This window comes from Nonomuraea sp. WAC 01424, from assembly GCF_003947315.1.
In the GTDB taxonomy this organism is placed as follows: Bacteria; Actinomycetota; Actinomycetes; order Streptosporangiales; family Streptosporangiaceae; genus Nonomuraea; species Nonomuraea spiralis.
On the sequence record NZ_QHHZ01000009.1, the window covers coordinates 437492 to 456664 of the forward strand.

Sequence of the window (19173 nt, forward strand, 5' to 3'; positions counted from 1 at the left end):
CATATTTCACATATGATTTCAGATCTTATCGTACGCGGGCACGGGAAAGTCCACGACGACCTGGCCGGTTCCGGTCGAGCCGAAGTACGGACAGAGCTGCTCCCCCCTCCCCTTGTACGACCGCCACCCCAGCAGCCCGAACAACATCGCCGTGTCCGCCATCGCGCCCTCGCCCGTGCACCGGGCGTTGTAGTCGGGCAACATGTCCAGGAACTCCTCGATGCGCCCCTCGGCCCACATGTCCAGCACGGCCATGTCGATCTTCCGGTTGAGCGGGCTGCTGACCTCGTTGAGCAGCGACTCGGCGGTCTCGTTCGGCGGGAAGGCGTGCGAGAGCGAGCCGCTGGCCAGGAAGGCGACCTTGCGCTCGCTGCGCTGGATGCCGCGCAGCAGGGCCTCGCCGATGCGCCGGTTCTCGTCGATGGAGGAGTAGATGTTGCAGCCGATCGGCAACACCCGTACGGCGGAGTCCTCGTTCATGAAGTGCATCGGGACCAGCGTCGCGTACTCCAGACCCAGGTCGCGGTAGGTGTGCACGAGCGCCTTCTGACCGCCCGCGACGATCTCGGCGCGGAGCTGCTCGGCCAGCTCCGGGTCGCCCGGGTAGTCGTAGTCCAGGTCGTGGATGAAGTGCGGCAGCTCGTGGCTGGCGTAGGAGTCGCGGTGGCGCTCCTTGCCGTTGAGGTGGAAGCCGATGCTGTTCATCCAGTGGGTGTCGGCGATCAGGAACGTGTCCGCCCCCAGCTCGCGCGCCCGCCTGCCGATCTCGGTCAGGGCCAGCTCGGCGGGCCGGCGGATGCCGAAGTGCCTGCCCGGCTGGATCGACAACCAGATCGACGGCACATGCGTGATCTTGGCTGCCAGGACGAGCTCTCCCATCACACCCTCCCCAGGTGTGTCCAGACGCCCTTGACCTCGGTGTAGGCGTCGATGGCGTATGGGCCCATCTCCCTGCCCCACCCGCTGGCCTTGTAGCCGCCCCACGTGGTGGCGGCGTCGGGCACGTGGATCATGTTGATGAACACCGCTCCCGCCTTGATCCGGGCGGCCAGGCGGTGGGCGGTCGACAGGTCGTTGGTCCAGATGGAGGCGGCCAGGCCGTACTCCAGTCCGTTGGCGCGGCCGACGATCTCCTCGGGGTCGTCGTAGGCCAGCACCGGGATGACGGGGCCGAACACCTCCTCGCGGGCCACGGCCATGGTGTCGGTCACCTCGGCGAACACGGTCGGCTGGTAGAAGAAGCCGGGGCCGTCGGCGCGTCTGCCTCCGGTGACGAGTTGCGCGCCATCGTACAGCGCGCTGCGGACGTGGGCGTCGACGCTCATCAGGTGCTCCTCACTGATGAGCGGGCCGAGGTCCGTGGCGGGGTCGAGACCGGGCCCGACCTTGAGCGCGGCGGCCGCGGCGGCCATCTTCGAGGTGAACTCGTCGGCCCGCTTGCGGTCCACGTAGAAACGCGAGTACGCGGCGCAGACCTGCCCGCTGTTGAACAGCGCGCCCTGGACGTTGCCCGCCACGGCGGCGTCGATGTCGGCGTCGGCGGCGATGATGCTCGGGGCCTTGCCGCCCAGCTCCAGCGTCAGGCGCTTGAGGTCGCCCGCGGAGGCGTGCACGAGCGAGCGGCCGACCGCGGTCGAGCCGGTGAAGGAGATCTTGTCCACGCCCGCGTGCCCGGCCAGGGCCGCGCCGGTCTCCGCGCCGCCGGTCAGCAGGTTGACCACGCCGGGCGGGAACCCCGCCAGCTCCATCAGCTCCACCAGGCGGACCGTGGACAGCGGGGTCTGCTCGGCGGGCTTCAGGACGACCGTGTTGCCGCAGGCCAGCGCGGGGGCCAGCTTCCAGGCCGCGATCATCAGCGGGAAGTTCCACGGGGTGATGAGCGCGCACACGCCGACGGGCTCGCGCCGGGTGTAGTGCAGGGTGTCGGGGTACGAGACGGGCAACACCGAGCCCTCGATTTTCGTACACCATCCTGCGAAATATCGGAAATGTTCGGCGGTGCCGGGGACTGTCACGTTCCTCGCCACCGCGAGCGGCTGGCCGTTGTCCCTGGTCTCCAGCTCGGCCAGCTCGTCGGCGTGCTCCTCCACCAGGTCGGCCACCTTCCACAGCAGCCTGGCGCGGGCGGCGGCGGGCAGCTGCGCCCAGGCCGGGTCGTCGAGCGCGGCCCTGGCGGCCGTCACCGCGCGGTCCACGTCGGCCGGGCCCACCTCGGCGCACTCGGTGATGACGGTGGCCTCGGCCGGGTCCAGCGTGGCGAACGTCGCGCCGTCCGCGGCCGGGCCCCAGGCTCCGCCGATGTACAGGCCGGTCATGAGCCGATCTCCTCTCGCACCATGTCCGCGCACCGCTCCCCGATCATGATGGCGGGCGCGTTCGTGTTCCCTGACGTGACGGCGGGCATCACCGAGGCGTCGGCGACGCGCAGCCCGTCGATGCCGTGGACTCTGAGCCGCTGGTCCACGACGGTCCCCATGGCGCAGGTCCCGACCTGATGGTGGTAGGTCACCAAGGTCCTCTCTATGTGCTCGGACAGTTCACGGTCACCGGGGTAGAGCTCCGGTCCCGCCCATTCACGCAGGGCGGCGGCGTGGGTCAGCTCCCGGCACAGCTCGACGGCCGCGAGCATGCACGCGCGGTCGGCGGGCGCCCGCAGGTAGGCCGGGTCGATGTGCAGGGGGGCGTCGGGGTCGGCCGAGGTCAGCGCCAGGTGGCCCCTGCTCTCCGGCCGGACGATCCCGGCCATGAGGGTGAAGGCGTCATCCGGGCCGGTCATGTCCTCGTCGTACAGGGGGACGTGGAAGAACAGCGGCTGCACGTCGGGGCCGGGCAGTCCGGGACGGCTGCGCCAGAAGAGCTGGCTGTGCATGGGCTGCAGGCCGGGCAGCGCGGGCGGCACCGGACGGCGCGCGGCCACGATCACCGGGACCAGCGCGTGGTCGTGCAGGTTGCGTCCCACGCCGGGCAGGTCCTCCACCACGGCCAGGCCGTGCCGTCGCAGCCCGGCGGCGTCGCCCAGGCCGCTCAGCAGGAGCAGGCGCGGCGACTCGACGGTCCCGGCGCTGACCACGACCTGGTGGGCGGCCCCGACGCGGTGCAGCCGCCCGTCCCGGGCGTACTCGACGCCGACGCACCGGCGGCCGCGCATGATCAGCCGGCGGGCGCGGGCCCGGGTGCGGATCTCCAGGACGGGCCGGTCGCAGCGCGGGCGCAGGTACGCGTCGGCCGTGCTGTGCCGGCGGCCGTGCCGGATCGTGAGCTGGCAGAACCCGGCGCCGTCGGGCCGCTCGGCGTTGCAGTCGGGGTTGAACGGCATGCCCTGCTCGACCGCCGCGGCCACGATCGCCGCGTTGACCTGGTGCGGCGCGTAGTCGGCGATCACCCGTACGGGCCCGCCCGCGCCGTGGTAGTCACCGGCTCCCCGGTCGAAGTCCTCCAGCCGCTTGAAGTACGGCAACACCTCGGGGTACGACCAGCCGGGGCCCCAGGCGTCGTAGTCGGCCGGCGCGCCCCTGACGAAGATCATGCCGTTGAGCGAGGACGAGCCGCCCAGCACCTTCCCGCGCGGCCAGTGCGGCCGCCGCCCGCCGAGCCGGGTCTGGGGCGCGACGCGATAGTCGTAGTCCTCGGGGCCGCCCCACAACCGGAAAACCCCGCCGGGGTCGTGGATGTCGGGGTTGACGTCGGGGCCGCCAGCCTCGAGCAGCAACACGCGCAGCGCGTCGTCGTCGGCCAGCCGGCGCGCCACGGCGGCGCCCGCCGAGCCGGCGCCGACCACGACGACGTCAAAGGTCTCCATCGCCCTCTCCCAGATAGGCCGAGCGCAGCCGGCCGCGCAGCTCGTCCGGCGTGCCGCGCAGGGCGACGCGGCCCCGGTCCAGCACGTGGACGCGGGTGGCCAGCTCCAGCGCGAGCCGGGTGTACTGCTCGATGAGCAGCACCCCGATCCCGGCCTCGGCGAGCGCGGCCAGGGCGGGGACGAGCCTGGCCACGACGGCGGGCGCCAGGCCGAAGGACAGCTCGTCCACCAGCAGGTAGCGCGGGGCGCCGGCGATGGCCTGGGCCAGGGCGAGCATCTGCTGCTGGCCGCCGGACAGCGTGCCGGCCTGCCGGTCGCGCAGCTCGGCCAGCTCCGGGAAGGCCGCCAGGGCCGGCGCGGGGTCGGGCCCGGCCACGCGCAGGTTGTCGGCCACGCTGAGCGAGCGCAGCACCCGGTGCCCCTCGGGGACGGCGGCGACGCCCAGGGCCCGGACACGTTCGGGACGCAGGCCGGTCAGCTGGTCGCCGTCGGCGGTGACGCCGCCCGCCGCGACCGGCAGCAGCCCGGCCACGGCGAGCACGAGCGTGCTCTTGCCCGCGCCGTTCGCGCCGAGCAGCGCGGTGATCTCGCCGGGCGGCACGTCGAGCGCCACGTCGTGCAGCACCTCGCGCCCGCCCCTGCGCACCCGCAGGCCGCGCACCTCCAGGCTCATGGCGCCTCCCCCAGGTAGGCGGCGCGTACCCGCTCGTCGGCCAGCACCGCGGCGGTCGGGCCGGCGGCGATCAGGCGGCCGAAGTCCAGGACGGCCGTGGTCGCGCAGACCTCGCCGACCAGGGCGACGTCGTGCTCGATGAGCACGACGAGCGCGCCGAACTTCTCCGGTACGGCCACCACCACCTCGGCCAGCGCCCGCGACTCGGTCTCCGACAACCCGGCGGCCGGCTCGTCGAGCAACACGATCCTGGGTGTGCCGACGAGGGCGCGGGCCAGTTCGAGCCGCCGCCGCTCCAGCAGCGTCAACTCGCCCGCCGGCCGCGCCGGGTCCTCCAGGCCGCAGAACCCGAGCAGTCCCTCGTCCGGGCCGCCGAGGTGGTCGGCGGCCAGGCGCAGATTGCCGGCCGCGCTCAGCTCGGCGACCACCTGCTCCTGCTGGAACGTGCGGCGCAGCCCCCACCGGGCCCGCCGGTGCGGCGCGAGCGCCAGCAGGTCCGTCCCGCCGGCGGTGATCCGCCCGGAGACCGGCCGTACGAAGCCGGACAGGACGTTGAACAGGGTCGTCTTGCCCGCCCCGTTGGGCCCGATGAGCCCGCACAGGCCGGAGTCGAAGGTCAGGGTGACGCCGTCCAGCGGGCGTACGCCGCCGAACCGTACCCGCAGGTCCTCGATCTCCAGCCTCATGCGGGCCGCCGCAGGTCCTCTAGCCGGCCGCCGATGCCGCGCGGCGCGGTTACCAGGGCGTGCACGGTGCCCGCGCCGAACACGACGAGCATGAGGTTGCCGTTGACCCCGGCGGCGTCGAGGACGGCCTGCCCGACCTGGCCGACGACGCCGGACAACACCACGCCGGTCAGCCCGTACGCGCCCCCGACCAGGACGACGGCGAACAGCAGCACCGAGTCCGAGGCCCGGAACGAGATCGGGTCCAGCCGCCCGGTGTTGGCCGCCAGCAGCGCCCCGGCGGTGCCCGTGACGAACGCCGCCAGCGCGAACGCCCACACCTTGTACCTGGTCAGGGCCACGCCGACGGCCAGCGCGCCGGCCTCGCCGCTCCTGATCGCCGCCCACGCCCGTCCCGGCCGCCCGCGCTGGTGCAGCACGACGAGGATGAGCGCGAGCACGGCGCAGACGACCGCGAGGCGGAAGAACCCGGTGTCGGAGGCCGCCATCGAGGGCCTCGGCATGGCCTGCTGCATCCCGCTGCCCGCCACCCGGCCGAGGAACCCGGGCCCGCCGTCGGGGAACCCGGTCGCCGAGAACGCCACCTGGAACGCTCCCCCGGCCATGAGCGTCACCAGCGCCAGGTCCACGCCGGACAGGCGCAGCGCGGGCAGCCCGTACACGATGCCGACCAGGCACGTCACCGCGCCCGCCGCCAGCACGACCAGCGGGAACGGCCATCCGGTGGCGAACGCCAGCCGCAGCGCCACCCAGCCGCCGACGCCCAGCAGCGCCACCTGGCCGAGCGAGACGAGGCCGAGCCGCGCGTACAGCAGGGCGATGCCCGCGGCGGGGATCACGAAGATGACCGCGGAGGTCAGCACGCGTACCCAGTAGCCGTCCACGGCCAGGGGCACGAGCACCGCCAGCGCGCCCGCCCCCGCCACCAGCCCGACCACCACGCGCAGCACCGAACGCGGGTCGCCGGGCGGCAGCGGCCGGACCCGCTCGGCGGGTTCCGCGGACGCGGTCCCGGCCGAACGCACCTCGACCGTGCCGCCCCGCCTGGCCCGCGCACCCCTGCGCTGGAGCCACAGGATCGCCGCGACGGCCACCGCGAACGGCGCCACCGACCGGTACGGCGCCGTCTGCTCCCACGCCCCGCCCACCGCCTCGGCCAGCCCGATCGCCAGCCCGGCGGCCAGCGTGACCGGCAGCGACCTGAAGCGGCCCACGACGCCCGCCGCCAGCGAGGCGATCACCAGGAACGTCAGGGTGCCCGCCTCCAGCCGGGTCAGCGATCCGAGTACCAGCCCGGTCAGCCCGGCCACCGCGCCGCCCGCCACCCAGGTGACGGTCTCGACCCGGCGGATGCGCACGCCGAGCAGCGCGCTGATCTCGCGGTCGTCGGCCAGCGCGCGCATGGCGGTGCCGAAGCCAGTCCAGCGCAGCAGCGCGGCGGTCCCGGCGGTCAGCGCCACGGCCAGCACCAGGGCGAGGGCCTGGGTGAGGGTGACCCGTACGCCGGAGTCGCCCACGTCGAAGCCGGCCGTGTCGGTCGGCAGGGTGAGCGTGCGCGGGTCGTCGCTCCAGGTCCAGTAGCACAGGCCGAGCAGCACGAGCGCGAATCCGAGTGTGCACACCGCCTTGACCAGCGGGTCGCGGCCGGCGACGAGCGGGCTGATCAGGCCGCCGTACAGGCCGGAGAGCAGGGCCGACAGCAGCGGGGCGGCGATCAGGGCGGGCGCGACCGGCCAGCCGTCCTGGAGGAGCTGCCAGGACAGCAGCGCGCCGATCGCGCCGATCGCGCCGTAGGCCAGGTTGAGCACGCCCGTGGCGCGGTAGAGCACGACGATGCCCACGCCCGACAACGCGTAGACGGCGCCGAGCGCGAGCCCGCTGATGACGAACGGCAACATCAACCGGTCAGCCCCAACTGCTTCTCCTCCCGCAGGATCGGCGCGAGGTCGGGGTCCTGGGTCGGCGTGCAGTCCTTGATCTTGGACCAGCCGCCGCCCTTCATCTCGACGTAGCGGGTGTCGTGGTTGGCGTTGTGCCGGGCGGCGCGGCCGAAGTACCAGGGGGCGCAGAGCAGGTCGCTGCGGAAGCCCTTGACCTCCGACAGGGCCCGGCTCACCGAGGCGCGGTCGATCGTCCCGGCGGTCTTGACGAGGGTGTCGACGAAGATCTTGGCCGCCAGGAAGCCGCCCTGGGAGAAGGAGTCGCGGGGGGCCTTGTCGTCGGCGTACTCGTCCATGACGCGGCGCCAGAGCTTGTTGTCCGGGGTGGTGGCGTCGAGCAGGGTGAACTCGGAGTTGGAGACGAAGCCCTCCCAGTAGCTGCCGACCTGGCCCGGGAAGGTGGTGTCGTAGCAGGGGGTCAGGCAGACGAAGGTGACCTTGTCCCGCAGGCCCTGCGCCTGGGCGGCCTTGAGGATGGCGGCGTCGTCCGGGGCGGGGTCCTGGAGGATGATCGCGTCGGGCCGGCCCCGCATGGCTTCGAGCAGCACGGCCGTGGCGTCCTTGATGCCGGGGTCGTGCAGCACGTCGCCGGCCGAGGTCAGGCCCTTGCTCCTGAGGTAGGCGCGCACGCCGTCCTGGGTCCAGTCGCCGACGTTGGGCACCCGGTTGCTGATCTGGGCGACCCTTCTGGCGCCCTTGACCTCGACGGCGTACTGGGCGGCGGCCACGGCGCTGACCCTGGGCCCGGCGTTGACCGGGGAGATGCGCGGCGACTCGAAGCAGTCTCTCGGCACGCCGACCGCGAGCACGTCGAACAGCCCGTTCTGCTCCCAGATCGGGCCGGACACGCCGCAGGCCACGAAGCTGGAGCCGCCGACCAGGGCGACCAGGTCCTTGTCGCCGGCCAGTTTGGTGGCCAGGGCCGAGGCCTTCTGCGGGTTGAGGCCGTCGTCCTCGACCAGGTACTCGACCGGCCGGCCGCCGATCCCGCCGCCGGCGTTGACGCAGTCGAAGTACGCCTTGGCCGCCGTGGTGGCCGAACTGAAGTCGATGCCGCCGCTCGCGGTGACGATCGCGCCTACGGTGATGGGGGTCCCGGTGGCGGGCTTCCCCGTGCCGCAGGCCGTTCTGGCGGTCCCGCCGTCCTGGCCCGTCCCGCAGGCGGAGACCACCAGAGCGATGGCGGCCCACCACACCAGGCGTCGTGGACATCGCATTCGCACCCCTCCTAGAAGCGCCGTGCGTCCAGCCCCGATGGACAAATCATGTACGACATCAGATATTTCTGTCCATAGGCTCCGCATGTATCATCGACGATGTCCTATACGATTTGACGGGGTTGCGAGGGGCCTTCCGCTGGGCCTTCCACCTGGGAAATCATCGTGGCGGGGCCGAGGAGGAGTGCCATGTGGTTCCGGTCCGGCCGCACGCCCATCAGGGGATCGATCGCACCCGTGGCCGGAGAGCCGCCGTCCCAGTGCAAGGAGATCGCCCGTTGAACCTGGAGCACTACATCGACGGGACGCACGTCCCCAGCGTGTCCGGCGAGACGTTCACCTCGCTCGAACCCGCGACCAACCGACCCACGCTGACCGTGGCCTCAGGAGACGCCGAGGACGTCGAGCGGGCCGTACGCGCCGCGCTCAAGGCGTTCACCGACGGGCCGTGGCCGCGGATGCCCGGCGAGCGGCGGGCGGAGGTGCTGCGCGGCATCGCGGCGGCCATCGAGGCCCGCGACGAGCGCATCGCCGAGCTGGAGTGCGGCGACACCGGCCTGCCCATCACCCAGGCGCGCGGCCAGGCCCGCCGCGCCGCGCAGAACTTCCGTTTCTTCGCCGACGTCATCACCAGCCTGGGCGAGGACGTCTACCGCGTCGGCTCCGCCCAGCTCAACTACGTCGTACGCAAGCCGGTCGGGGTGGCCGGGCTGATCACGCCGTGGAACACGCCGTTCATGCTGGAGACCTGGAAACTGGCCCCGGCGCTGGCGGCCGGCTGCCCGGTGGTGCTCAAACCGGCCGAGTGGTCGCCGCTGTCGGCCAGCCTGCTGCCGGAGATCATGGAGGAGAGCGGGCTGCCGACCGGCGTGTTCAACCTGGTCCACGGCATCGGCGAACGGGCCGGGGCGGCGCTGGTGGCACATCCCGACGTACCGGTGATCTCCTTCACCGGCGAGACCACCACCGGCCAGACGATCATGCGCGACGCCGCCACCGGCCTGAAGACGTTGTCGATGGAGCTGGGCGGCAAGTCGCCGCTGCTGGTCTTCGACGACGCCGACCTGGAACGGGCGCTCGACGCGGCCGTGTTCGGCGTCTTCTCGCTCAACGGCGAGCGCTGTACGGCCAGCTCGCGCGTGCTCGTGCAGGACACGGTCTACGAGGAGTTCGTGACCCGGCTGGCCGAGCGCGCCGCGCGGGTGCGCGTCGGCCCGCCGCACGACCTGGCCACCGAGCTGGGCGCGCTCATCCATCCCGAGCACTACGAGCGGGTGGTGTCGTACGTGCGCGCCGGGGTCGAGGAGGGCGCCCGCCTGGTGGCCGGCGGCGGCCGTCCGGAGGGCCTGCCCGAGGGCAACTTCCTGGCCGCCACGGTGTTCGCCGACGTGACGCCCGCGATGCGCATCTTCCAGGAGGAGATCTTCGGACCGGTCGTGTGCGTGACGCCCTTCTCCACCGAGACGGAGGCGGTGGAGCTGGCCAACGCCACCCGGTACGGCCTGGCCGCGTACGTGTGGACCAGCGACCTGCGCCGTGCCCACCGCCTGGCCCAGTCCGTGGAGGCCGGCATGCTCTGGATCAACTCCCAGAACATCCGCGACCTGCGCACGCCCTTCGGCGGCGTGAAGTCCAGCGGGCTCGGCCGGGAGGGCGGCCGGCACAGCATCGACGTCTACACCGAGGCCCACATCGTGCACGTGGCCACCGAGGACCTGCCGATCCCCCGATTCGGGCTCGGCTGAGTTCCCGGCCGGTCGCGTCTTTCACCGTGCCGCGTCTTTCACTGTGCGCCCATGTGTAACGCGCGGGCCACCTCGGCGGTCTACCGTGCGCGCATGACGACGCGCAGGTTGTTCGCGAGCGTGCTGGCCGCCCTCCTGGCCGGCGGTACGGTCGCGGTCGTACTGACCCAGACGCCATCCGCCACGGCCGAGCGCCGCGGCCAGGCCCCCGTCGTGATCGGGCACCGCGGCGCCAGCGCCCACCGGCCCGAGCACACGCTGCTGTCCTACGAGGCGGCCATCGCGATGGGCGCCGACTACATCGAGCCCGACCTGGTCTCCACCAAGGACCACGTGCTGGTGGCCCGGCACGAGAACGAGATCTCCGGCACGACCGACGTGGCCGTCCACCCCGAGTTCGCCGACCGGCGCACGACCAAGACCGTGGACGGCCGGCCGGTCACCGGCTGGTTCACCGAGGACTTCACGCTGGCCGAGCTGAAGACCCTGCGGGCCAAGGAACGCGTGCCCGACCTGCGGCCGGACAACACCGCCTTCGACGGGCTCGCCGAGATCCCCACGTTCGAGGAGGTCGTGCAGCTCGCGCTCCGGCACGGCGTCGGGGTCTATCCCGAGACCAAGCACCCGACGTACTTCGACGCGGCCGGGTTGTCGCTGGAGGAGCCGCTGCTGGAGGTGCTGAACCGGTACCACGTGCGCAAGGCGTACATCCAGTCCTTCGAGACCGCGAACCTGCGCGAACTGCGCGGCCGGACGCGGCTGCCGCTGATCCAGCTCATCACCTACGGCGGCGCGCCCTACGACTGGGTCGCCTCGGGCAGCACCCGCACCTACGACGACATGGTGAGCCCCGACGGCCTGCGCGAGGTCGCCCGGTACGCCTCCGGCATCGGCGTGGACACCCGCCGCGTGGTCCCGGTGGACGCCTCGGGCGCGACGCTGCCGCCGACCACGCTGGTCCAGGACGCCCACCGCCGCCGGCTCGACGTGCACGTGTGGACGATCCGCAACGAGAACTCCCAGCTTCCCGCCGACTACCGGAAGGGCAACCCGGCCAGCCCGGTCTACGGGCGGGCCACCGGCGATGTGGCGGGCTGGCTGAGCAGGCTGATCGAGCTGGGCATCGACGGCGCGTTCTGCGACGACCCCGCGATGGGCCGCGCGGTCGTCGCCGGACGCCCTGCCTGAGGCCCGTCTGACGCCCGCCGCTCCTCCCACGCCGGAGCGGCGGGCGCCCGCGCGGGGCCGTCAGGTACGGCGCCAGCGGGACTCGCCGAAGCAGTAGCCCGCGAACAGCAGCAGCCCGAGCGCCACCACCGCGAGCAACCACGGTCCCACCGGCGTGTCGGCGAAGCGCCGCAGGGTCGCGTCGATGCCGCCCGCCTTGTCGGGGTCGAAGGTGACCGCCGCGTAGCCGACGAAGACGCCGGCGCCGCCGGTGATCACGCCGCGCGCGACGTAGCCGGCCTGGCCGAGGCGTTCCATCACCGAGCGGGCCTTGGGCGACATGCGGCCGAGGTCGAGCTCGCGCTCGAACTTCTTCGTGAGGCCCTCGTGGATCCAGTAGACGCCGAGGGCGATGACGCCGAGCCCGACCAGGCCCACGATGATCTGCCCGCCGGGCAGGTCGAGCAGCTTGCTCGTCAGGTTCTGCGACTGCTTGTCGTCCGACTTGGCCTGGCCCGCCAGCAGCACGCTCAGCAGGGTCACGCAGATCAGGACGTACACGCCGGTGCGGAAGGCCGACTGGACGCGGTCGGCGGCCTTTCGGTGGCTGAACACCGCCTCCGAGGCCTGCCACAGCGCCAGCCCGGCGAAGCCGACCGTCATGATCCACAGCAGCACCTGACCGAAGGGCAGTGCGGCGATGGTGGTGATGGCTCCGGACTTGTCGGCCTGGCGTGAGCCGTCGCCGAAGGCTATCTGCAGCGCCAGCACTCCGATCAGCGCGTACAGCACGCCTCGGCAGGCCAGCCCGACGCGGGCCAGCGTGTTCATCGCCGGGCTGTCGGCCGCCCTGCGGGCCGCGTCCTTGGCTTCGCGGCCCGCGCTCTGTGCGGTGCTCACCGTTCCTCCTGGGGGTTCGCGGAAGAACCTTCCAGTGCCCGGGAAACGGCGTCCTAGGCGTCGGCGATCAGTCGAAGGCGAGCGTGGGCAGGTCGACGGCGGTGGCGCCGCCGTCGGCCACGACCACGCTGCCGGTCATGACGGCGCTGTCCGGCGAGGCGAGGAACAGGCAGATCGCGGCGATCTCGTCGGCGGTGGCCGGGCGGCGCAGCGGCACGTCCTTGGTGACCAGCTCGTACGCCTCGTCGCGGTTGATGCCGTCCCGCTCGACCAGGACGTCCATCTCCTCGTCGGCCATCGGCGTACGGACCCAGCCGGGGCACAGGCAGTTGGCCCGGACGCCCTGGGGGCCGTAGTCGCGGGCGATCGAGCGGGTCAGGCCGATCAGCGCATGCTTGGTCGTGACGTATCCGGAGACGGCGGGACCGGCGGCCAGGCCCGCGATCGACGACACGACGACGATCGCCCCCTTCGAGCGCACCAGCGCCGGCAGCGTCTCCCGGCAGGTCACGAAGCAGGTGTTGAGGTTGGCGTCCAGGCTGAGCCGCCAGGAGGCGTCGTCGGTCTCGCCGACCGGCCCTCCCCCGTGGCCGCCCGCGTTGGCCACCACCACGTCGAGCGCGCCGAAGCGCCGCAGGCACGCCTCGACCGCCTCCCGCGCCTGGACGGTGTCGGACATGTCCGCGCAGGCCACGGCCCCCGCATCGCCCAGGTCCGCGGCCACGTCGGCGAGCGGCCCCGGCCGGCGGCCGGTCAGCATGACCGAGGCCCCCTCGGCGGCGAACCTGCGGGCGGTCGCCGCGCCGATGCCGGTGCCCGCTCCGGTGATCAGCGCGACCTTTCCCTTGAGCCTCATCGCCTACTCCTTTACAACGGGAAGCTATATGATTTCATAGACGAATTCGTGGAGGAAGGAGCGGCCATGACCGATCGCCCTGCCGGTTGGAAGAACATGGACGATTTCGCGCCCGGGATCGCCACGAACCGCCTTCCGGCCACGTACGCGCTCGCGGGCACCGAGGTGGACCTCACCTTCGACGACGGCAGCAAGACGTCACTGTCCTTCGCCAGTCGTTACAAGGTGCACGCCGACGGCGGCCCCGCCGAGCCGTACGAGGCCGTGGCCATGCGGGAGGACCTGTTCTACGTCGGCCGCGCGCACACCGAGCGGCCGCGCGAGTACACGGTCACCGTCCTGCACACGAGCACGGGCCGGGCGCTGCGCGTCGTCTCCGTCATCGCGCCCGAGCCGGTCCCCGGCCAGCCGCGGGTGTCCCAGACGTTCACGCCCGGCGTGATCGAGGGCCAGGAGGTCACCGGCCAGCCGCCCGCGCCGACCCGCGACCTGATCGGGCTGCGGGCCCTGTACCGCTACAGCCCCGAGCATCTCTACGAGCACGTCTACCTCAGCTCCGAGCGCTACGCCTGGCAGTGCCTGGCCGGCGCGCAGCGCGGCCACGGCGACGTCGACCTGGCCTCCGCCTGGAAGATCGCCGACAACCTGTACGTGTTCACCTTCCGGGAGTTCCGCATCCCGGTGGCGGCCACCTGGCTCTACGACTGGAGCGCCCTGCGCACGGTCGGCACGTTCTTCGGGCTGTCCGGCGAGGGCGAGATCCACCATTCCCCCGGCGGCGCCCACATCGAGCCGCTGGGTCAGATCATCTATCCGGCCGGCGAGGAACCGGTCTGAGGAGAAACACATATGAGTGACAATCTCGACGCGGTACGCGCCTCCTACGCGGCCTCGGCGGCCGGCGACGTGAACGGCATCGTGTCCCTGCTGGCCCCCGGGGCCCGGTGGACGGAGATGGCCGGCTTCCCGTACGGGGGCACGTACGTGGGGCCGGAGCAGGTGTTGTCGGAGGTGTTCGCCAAGCTGGGCGGCGAGTGGGAGGGCTACCAGGCCGAGCCGGACGAGTACGTCGACGGCGGCGACGTGATCGTGGTGATCGGCCACTACAGCGGCGTCTACCGCGCCACCGGCAAGTCGATGAGGGTGCGTTTCACCCACGTCTGGCACCTGGAGGACGGCCTCGCCACTCGTTTCGAACAGTTCACCGACACGGCCCTCGTCCGGGAGGCGCTGGCCCCATGATCTCGTCGCGCGGCCGGATGAGGGCCGGCCGCGCGGCGTCCTCACCCCGTCAGTCCGGCCACGCGCCGCATCACCTCGCGGCAGAACGCCCCCACGCCGTCCGGGTCGTCGATGAACTGGGACGGCTTGATGCAGAACGTGCTGTACCCCTCGGCCATCCGGGCCGGGATGTGCTCCAGGGCGGGGCCGAGCGGCGCGCAGGAGACGGCGTCGGGGAAGACGGCCCGCGTGCCGCCCGCCAGCTCCAGCTCGCCGATGTCGCGCCCGGCCGCGGCCATGCCGTCGGCCAGCGCCTTGATGTCCTCGGCCGGCGGGTAGCCGAGCGGGTTGAACCCGCTGCCCCACCGGGTCATCCGGCGCAGCAGGTGCCCGCTCATCCGCGCGCCGCCGAACCACAGCGCCGGCCCGCTCTCCCGGTACGCCTTCGGCTCGAAGTACACCTCGTCGAACCGGTAGTGCCGCCCGTGGTAGGAGACCGGCGAGTCGCGCCAGAGCAGTTCCCAGATCTCCAACTGCTCGTCGAGCAGCCCGCCGCGCTGGTCGAACGGCACGCCGAGCGCGGCGTACTCGTCGCGGCTCCAGCTCACGGTGGGCAACACGATCAGCCGGCCCTCCGACAGCAGGTCGAGCGTGCCGAGCTCGCGGGCCAGCGCCAGCGGGTGGCGCAGCGGGGCGAGCACCGCGGCGGCGGCCAGGCGCAGCCGGGAGGTGACCGAGGCGATGGCGGCCAGCAGGCCCAGCGAGTACGGCCACGGCGTGAACGGGTCCTGGTTGCCGGGCAGCGCGTACTCGCGGGGGTTGGCCATGCGGCCCCGGGCGCCGGCGTCGGGGCCGAGCACCATGTGCTCGCTGATCATGACCGAGTCGAACCCGGCGTCCTCGGCCTCACGCGCCCACCGGACCAGCGCCGGCAGGTCGCGGGCCGAGGTCATCGTCCAGTTCTCGGACAACACGAGTTGCATGCGCGGTTGCTTCATCTTGCTTTCATACCCGAACGATCTTCAGCAATCTAGCTCTTGAACGCAATCGTTTGGCACCTTACGATCCCTCCCAAAATCCGCAGAGAGGTCGCCCATGATCCCCAAGAGGGCACTCGCCGTCCCGCTCGCCGCGCTGCTCCTGATCGCGGGATGCGGCCTGTCCGACGAGCCCACGGCCGCCTCGCCCGGCGGCACCGGCACCATCAAGGTGGGCGGCGTCAGCTCGCTGAGCGGCGCGGTCACCTTCCCCGACTCCTCGGCCGCGGCCAAGGCCGTCTTCGACCGGATCAACGAGCAGGGCGGCGTCAACGGCCAGAAGATCGAGTACGTCAGCGCCGACGACAAGGGCGACCCGGCCGCCGCCGCCCAGGCCGCCAGGGACGTCGTCACCAACCAGGGCGTGGTGGCGCTGGTCGGCTCGGCCAGCCTGCTCGACTGCGCCGTGAACGCGCCCTTCTACCAGCAGTCGAAGATCGTCTCCATCCAGGGCACCGGCGTGGACCCGACCTGCTTCGAGTCCCCGGCGATCTCCCCGGTGAACACCGGCCCGTACCTCAACATGGCGATCAACCTCTACTACGCCTCCGAGGTGCTCAAACGGGACAAGGTCTGCATGTTCCTGGCGATCCTCGGCAACACCAACGACGCCTACGGCGGCGCCGTGAAGAGCTGGACCGCGCTCACCGGCAAGAAGCTCACCCTGGACGACCGCACGGTCAAGCCCGACTCCGACCCGACGCCGTTCGTGCTGCGGGCCCGGCGGGAGGGCTGCCAGGCGGTCCTGTACAACGGCACCGAGCCCATGGCGATCGCCTGGATGAAGGTCGTCAAGCAGCAGGACGTCAAGGGCATCGACTGGCTGATGACCACCGCCCCTTACACCGAGGCCGTCGCCAAGGCGCTCGGGCCGGACGGCGACGGCACGTACGCCAACGCCGAGTTCGAGCCGTTCACCGAGGCGGACTCGCCCGCGCTGAAGGACTGGCGGACGCTGATGACCTCCAAGAACGTGCCGCTCACCTCCTTCGGGCAGGGCGGCTACCTGGCGGCCACGTACTTCGTGGACACGCTGAAGACGATCAAGGGGCCGATCACCCGGGAGGCGGTGACGGCGGCGTTCAAGGCGCTCAAGCCCGTCCAGACGCCGCTGACCGGCACCCCGTACGAGTTCGGGGAGGCTCCCAGGCACTTCTCCAACCGGGCCGGCAAGATCGTCCAGCTCAAGGACGGCGCCTGGCACGTGGTCACGCCCGAGTGGGTGCGCTACCCCGGGACGCTCGACTGATGTTCCAGGGCCTGGTCTCCGGGCTGGCCGCGGGCGGCACGTTCGCCGCCCTCGGCCTCCTGCTCACCGCCATGTACCGGCTGACCGCGACGGTGAACCTGGCCGTCGCGGCGACCGGCGTGGCCGGGGTGTACGTGATGGCGGCGCTCGCCGGGACGGGGTGGCCGTACTGGGCGGCGGCCCTGGCCGGGGTGGCGGCGGGGGCGCTGGTGTCGGCGCTGTGCGGGTTCGTGATGACACGCTGGTTCGCCGAGAGCGGGCCGCAGACCCGTACGGCGGTGTCGATCGCGCAGCTCATCGGGATCATCGCGCTGGCCTACATCGCCTTCGGCGACGAGCCGCGGGTGTTGCCGAACCCGGCCGCGGGCCGCGTCGCCACGCTCGCCGGGGTCGTGGTGACGCAGGGCGCGGTCGTCCTGCTCGCCCTGGCCGTCGTGATCGGCGCGGGCACCTCGCTGGTGCTCACCCGTACGCCGCTGGGCCTGCGCCTGCGTGCCATGGCCGAGCGGCCGGTGACCACGGAGCTGCTGGGCATCGGCACCCGCGCGCTCACCGTCACCGTGTGGGCCCTGGCCGGCGCGTTGTCGTCGCTGGTGCTGCTGGTGGTGGCGCCCGTGCGGTCGAGCGACATCCTGTCGCTGAGCATGCTCATCGTGCCCGCCTGCGCGGCGGCGCTGCTCGGCGGGCTGCGGCTGCTGGCCGGGGCGCTGGCCGGCGGGCTCGCGCTCGGGCTGCTGGAAGGGGTGCTCGCGGGGTCGGCGGTGGTGCAGCAGTACCGGGACGTGGTGCCGTTCGCGGCCATCCTGCTGATCCTGGTGTGGAGCCGGCGCAGGGAGGTGTGGGATGCCTCCCGCTGACGAGCCGGACACAAGCCGATCGGCGGGCGCACGGACAGTGGGCGTTCGATCGGCGGGCGGGCGGACGGTGGCGCGGTGGGCGGCGGCGGGCCTCGGGCCGGCGGCGCTGGCCTACGGGCTGGCCTCCGGGCTGCCGGCGTACTGGGTGTTCCTCGCGATGTCGGCGGTCATCTCCGGGGTGCTGCTCCAGAGCCTCGGCGTGGTGGCCGGGCAGGCGGGCATGGTGTCCCTGTGCCAGATGGCCTTCGCCGCGATCGGCGCCTGGACCACCGCCCAGCTCAACGTCTGGGGCGTCCCCGGCGGCCTGTACGTCTGGCTGCCCCTCGCGGGCCTGGCCGCCGTGCCGTTCGGGCTGCTGATCGGCCTGCCCGCGCTGCGGCTGCGCGGCGTGCACCTGGCGATCATCACGCTGGGCTTCGCCGCGACCGTGGACGTCGTGATGGCCGCCAACTCCTTCCCCGGCGTCAGCCAGGGCGTCGTGGTGGGCCGTCCGGCGGGGCTGACCTCCGACCGTCAGTTCTTCCTGCTCTGCTGCGGCGTCTTCGCGCTGGTGGCGGTGGCGCTGTCGCTGGTACGGCGGACCCGGCTCGGCGCGTCCTGGCGGGCGCTCAAGGAGTCGGAACGTGCCACGGCGGCGGCCGGGACCAGCGTGCCCGGGGCCAAGCTGAGCGCGTTCGCGGTCAGCGCCTTCATCGCGGGGGTGTCGGGGGCGCTGCTGGCCGGGCAGCTCGCCATGGTGGTGTCGCGCAACTTCGACCCCGGCCAGTCGCTGGTGGCGTACGCGGTGGCCGTGATGGCCGGGGCGCACCACGCGGAGGGTGCGCTCATCGGCGGCGCGCTCGGGGTGCTGGTGAGTGAGCTGCTGCGGCGGCTCGGCGTCCCGCAGCAGTGGGCCAACGTCGTGTTCGCGGTCGGCGCCGTACAGGCGATGACGCAGGGCTCGGGCATGAGCGACGGCCTGCGCACGGCCCTGCGCTCGGCAGTGCGCAAGGCCCTGCGCGCCCGCCGCGCGCGGGCCGCCAGCGCCGTGGCCGCTCCCCCGCCCGACCCGGAACCGGCCGCGACCGAGATCACGCCGGACGTGCCCGGCCCGCGCGAGCCGCGGGCGGCCCTGCGCATCGAACGGGTGAGCGTGCGGTACGGCCAGGTCGTCGCCGTGGACGAGGTCGGCCTCACGGTGCTCGCCGGTGACGTGCACGGGCTGGTCGGCCCGAACGGCGCGGGCAAATCGTCCCTGGTGGACGCGATCAGCGGATTCGTCCCCGCCGGAGGCGGCGTGGTCGAGGTCGGCGGCGTGGTCGTCGCGGACGGCCGGGGCGGCACCTCGGTGCACCGGCGTGCCAGGGCCGGGCTGCGCCGCACGTTCCAGCAGGACCGGGTGCCGGTGGGCCTGTCGGTGCGCGAGTACCTGCGCTTCGCCGCGCGCCGCGCGCTCGGCGACGACGAGCTGGCCGAGGGCCTGGCCGGACTGGTCGCGGTCGCGCCCGGCGACCCGATCGCCGTGCTCGACGTGGGCACCCGGCGGCTGCTGGAGGTGGCCGGGACACTGCTGGCCCGTCCCGCGATCGCCGTGCTGGACGAGCCCGCCGCCGGCCTCGGGCACGCCGAGAGCGAACGGCTGGGCGCGTGGCTGCGGCGGGTCCCCGCCCGGTACGGCGCCGCCGTCCTGCTCATCGAGCACGACCTGGACCTGGTCAGGGCGGCGTGCACGGGCGTGACCGTGCTGGACTTCGGCCGGGTCGTCGCGCAGGGCCCGCCCGCCGAGGTGTTCGCCGAGCCCCGCGTCCTGCGGGCCTACCTGGGCGAGGAGCCCGCCGCGTGAGCGC

General features: G+C 72.8%; 17 protein-coding genes. 7 read left to right on the plus strand and 10 right to left on the minus strand.

Going from position 1 to position 19173, the window contains the following annotated elements; genetic code table 11:
- Positions 1 to 18: 18 nt before the first annotated feature.
- The 7 genes from hpaD to DMB42_RS26400 are packed head-to-tail and all read right to left on the minus strand — an operon-like array spanning position 19 to position 8315.
- A complete protein-coding gene (hpaD, locus tag DMB42_RS26370; RefSeq protein ID WP_125637683.1) occupies positions 19 to 879 on the minus strand; it encodes a 3,4-dihydroxyphenylacetate 2,3-dioxygenase in 861 nt (286 codons plus the stop codon).
- Entirely contained in the window at positions 879 to 2315 is a 1437-nt protein-coding gene (locus DMB42_RS26375; RefSeq protein WP_125637684.1) for an aldehyde dehydrogenase, read from the minus strand. Before DMB42_RS26375 ends, hpaD begins: the two co-directional genes overlap by 1 nt.
- Positions 2312 to 3799 carry a GMC family oxidoreductase gene (locus DMB42_RS26380; RefSeq protein WP_125637685.1) on the minus strand — a complete coding sequence of 496 codons (1488 nt, stop codon included), beginning with the start codon at positions 3797 to 3799 and terminating at the stop codon, positions 2312 to 2314. Before DMB42_RS26380 ends, DMB42_RS26375 begins: the two co-directional genes overlap by 4 nt.
- A complete protein-coding gene (locus DMB42_RS26385; RefSeq protein ID WP_125637686.1) occupies positions 3786 to 4472 on the minus strand; it encodes an ABC transporter ATP-binding protein in 687 nt (228 codons plus the stop codon). Before DMB42_RS26385 ends, DMB42_RS26380 begins: the two co-directional genes overlap by 14 nt.
- Positions 4469 to 5158, minus strand: coding sequence for an ABC transporter ATP-binding protein (locus DMB42_RS26390; RefSeq protein ID WP_125637687.1), 690 nt, complete (start codon positions 5156 to 5158; stop codon positions 4469 to 4471). Before DMB42_RS26390 ends, DMB42_RS26385 begins: the two co-directional genes overlap by 4 nt.
- Positions 5155 to 7056, minus strand: a complete 1902-nt coding sequence (locus DMB42_RS26395) for an ABC transporter permease (RefSeq protein ID WP_125637688.1) — start codon at positions 7054 to 7056, stop codon at positions 5155 to 5157. The genes DMB42_RS26390 and DMB42_RS26395 overlap by 4 nt, the downstream gene beginning before the upstream one ends.
- The gene (locus DMB42_RS26400; protein ID WP_185844867.1) at positions 7056 to 8315 is read right to left on the minus strand and encodes an ABC transporter substrate-binding protein; all 1260 of its coding nucleotides are present in this window, start codon (positions 8313 to 8315) and stop codon (positions 7056 to 7058) included. Before DMB42_RS26400 ends, DMB42_RS26395 begins: the two co-directional genes overlap by 1 nt.
- Positions 8316 to 8593: 278 nt before the next feature.
- Between DMB42_RS26400 and hpaE the strand changes: the two genes are divergently transcribed.
- Together hpaE and DMB42_RS26410 are read left to right on the plus strand one after the other, a co-directional pair.
- Complete coding sequence (hpaE, locus tag DMB42_RS26405; protein WP_125637690.1) at positions 8594 to 10060, plus strand: 5-carboxymethyl-2-hydroxymuconate semialdehyde dehydrogenase; 1467 nt, start codon at positions 8594 to 8596, stop codon at positions 10058 to 10060.
- A 93-nt stretch (positions 10061 to 10153) separates the two neighbouring features.
- Positions 10154 to 11248, plus strand: a complete 1095-nt coding sequence (locus DMB42_RS26410) for a glycerophosphodiester phosphodiesterase (RefSeq protein ID WP_125637691.1) — start codon at positions 10154 to 10156, stop codon at positions 11246 to 11248.
- Positions 11249 to 11308: 60 nt separating this feature from the next.
- On the opposite strand, the gene DMB42_RS26415 is transcribed toward DMB42_RS26410, so the two are convergent.
- Together DMB42_RS26415 and DMB42_RS26420 are read right to left on the minus strand one after the other, a co-directional pair.
- The gene (locus tag DMB42_RS26415) at positions 11309 to 12127 is read right to left on the minus strand and encodes a DUF1206 domain-containing protein (RefSeq protein WP_260477954.1); all 819 of its coding nucleotides are present in this window, start codon (positions 12125 to 12127) and stop codon (positions 11309 to 11311) included.
- Positions 12128 to 12194: 67 nt separating this feature from the next.
- Positions 12195 to 12983, minus strand: coding sequence for an SDR family NAD(P)-dependent oxidoreductase (locus tag DMB42_RS26420; protein ID WP_125637692.1), 789 nt, complete (start codon positions 12981 to 12983; stop codon positions 12195 to 12197).
- A gap of 66 nt (positions 12984 to 13049) precedes the next feature.
- Between DMB42_RS26420 and DMB42_RS26425 the strand changes: the two genes are divergently transcribed.
- Together DMB42_RS26425 and DMB42_RS26430 are read left to right on the plus strand one after the other, a co-directional pair.
- Positions 13050 to 13820 carry a MoaF C-terminal domain-containing protein gene (locus tag DMB42_RS26425; protein ID WP_125637693.1) on the plus strand — a complete coding sequence of 257 codons (771 nt, stop codon included), beginning with the start codon at positions 13050 to 13052 and terminating at the stop codon, positions 13818 to 13820.
- 12 nt (positions 13821 to 13832) lie between these two features.
- On the plus strand, positions 13833 to 14225 hold the full coding sequence (locus DMB42_RS26430; protein WP_125637694.1) for a nuclear transport factor 2 family protein: 393 nt from the start codon (positions 13833 to 13835) through the stop codon (positions 14223 to 14225).
- A gap of 41 nt (positions 14226 to 14266) precedes the next feature.
- Here DMB42_RS26430 and DMB42_RS26435 read toward each other — a convergent pair whose 3' ends face one another.
- Positions 14267 to 15202 (minus strand): TIGR03619 family F420-dependent LLM class oxidoreductase, encoded by a 936-nt coding sequence (locus tag DMB42_RS26435; RefSeq protein ID WP_221762333.1) that lies wholly within the window; start codon positions 15200 to 15202, stop codon positions 14267 to 14269.
- Positions 15203 to 15299: 97 nt separating this feature from the next.
- Between DMB42_RS26435 and DMB42_RS26440 the strand changes: the two genes are divergently transcribed.
- Genes DMB42_RS26440 through DMB42_RS26450 form a run of 3 tightly spaced genes read left to right on the plus strand, consistent with a single transcriptional unit; the run spans position 15300 to position 19169 of the window.
- The gene (locus DMB42_RS26440; RefSeq protein ID WP_125637695.1) at positions 15300 to 16490 is read left to right on the plus strand and encodes an ABC transporter substrate-binding protein; all 1191 of its coding nucleotides are present in this window, start codon (positions 15300 to 15302) and stop codon (positions 16488 to 16490) included.
- Positions 16490 to 17347, plus strand: a complete 858-nt coding sequence (locus tag DMB42_RS26445; RefSeq protein ID WP_125637696.1) for an ABC transporter permease subunit — start codon at positions 16490 to 16492, stop codon at positions 17345 to 17347. The genes DMB42_RS26440 and DMB42_RS26445 overlap by 1 nt, the downstream gene beginning before the upstream one ends.
- A gap of 37 nt (positions 17348 to 17384) precedes the next feature.
- Positions 17385 to 19169, plus strand: coding sequence for an ABC transporter permease subunit (locus tag DMB42_RS26450; RefSeq protein ID WP_221762334.1), 1785 nt, complete (start codon positions 17385 to 17387; stop codon positions 19167 to 19169).
- The last annotated feature ends 4 nt before the right edge of the window (positions 19170 to 19173 follow it).

Bases quoted from the DNA above. Each gene is read 5' to 3' on its own strand.
- hpaD (WP_125637683.1), bottom strand. From the start codon at position 879: ATGGGAGAGCTCGTCCTGGCAGCCAAGATCACGCATGTGCCGTCGATC.
- DMB42_RS26375 (WP_125637684.1), bottom strand. From the start codon at position 2,315: ATGACCGGCCTGTACATCGGCGGAGCCTGGGGCCCGGCCGCGGACGGC.
- DMB42_RS26380 (WP_125637685.1), bottom strand. From the start codon at position 3,799: ATGGAGACCTTTGACGTCGTCGTGGTCGGCGCCGGCTCGGCGGGCGCC.
- DMB42_RS26385 (WP_125637686.1), bottom strand. From the start codon at position 4,472: ATGAGCCTGGAGGTGCGCGGCCTGCGGGTGCGCAGGGGCGGGCGCGAG.
- DMB42_RS26390 (WP_125637687.1), bottom strand. From the start codon at position 5,158: ATGAGGCTGGAGATCGAGGACCTGCGGGTACGGTTCGGCGGCGTACGC.
- DMB42_RS26395 (WP_125637688.1), bottom strand. From the start codon at position 7,056: ATGTTGCCGTTCGTCATCAGCGGGCTCGCGCTCGGCGCCGTCTACGCG.
- DMB42_RS26400 (WP_185844867.1), bottom strand. From the start codon at position 8,315: ATGCGATGTCCACGACGCCTGGTGTGGTGGGCCGCCATCGCTCTGGTG.
- DMB42_RS26410 (WP_125637691.1), top strand. From the start codon at position 10,154: ATGACGACGCGCAGGTTGTTCGCGAGCGTGCTGGCCGCCCTCCTGGCC.
- DMB42_RS26420 (WP_125637692.1), bottom strand. From the start codon at position 12,983: ATGAGGCTCAAGGGAAAGGTCGCGCTGATCACCGGAGCGGGCACCGGC.
- DMB42_RS26425 (WP_125637693.1), top strand. From the start codon at position 13,050: ATGACCGATCGCCCTGCCGGTTGGAAGAACATGGACGATTTCGCGCCC.
- DMB42_RS26430 (WP_125637694.1), top strand. From the start codon at position 13,833: ATGAGTGACAATCTCGACGCGGTACGCGCCTCCTACGCGGCCTCGGCG.
- DMB42_RS26435 (WP_221762333.1), bottom strand. From the start codon at position 15,202: ATGAAGCAACCGCGCATGCAACTCGTGTTGTCCGAGAACTGGACGATG.
- DMB42_RS26440 (WP_125637695.1), top strand. From the start codon at position 15,300: ATGATCCCCAAGAGGGCACTCGCCGTCCCGCTCGCCGCGCTGCTCCTG.
- DMB42_RS26445 (WP_125637696.1), top strand. From the start codon at position 16,490: ATGTTCCAGGGCCTGGTCTCCGGGCTGGCCGCGGGCGGCACGTTCGCC.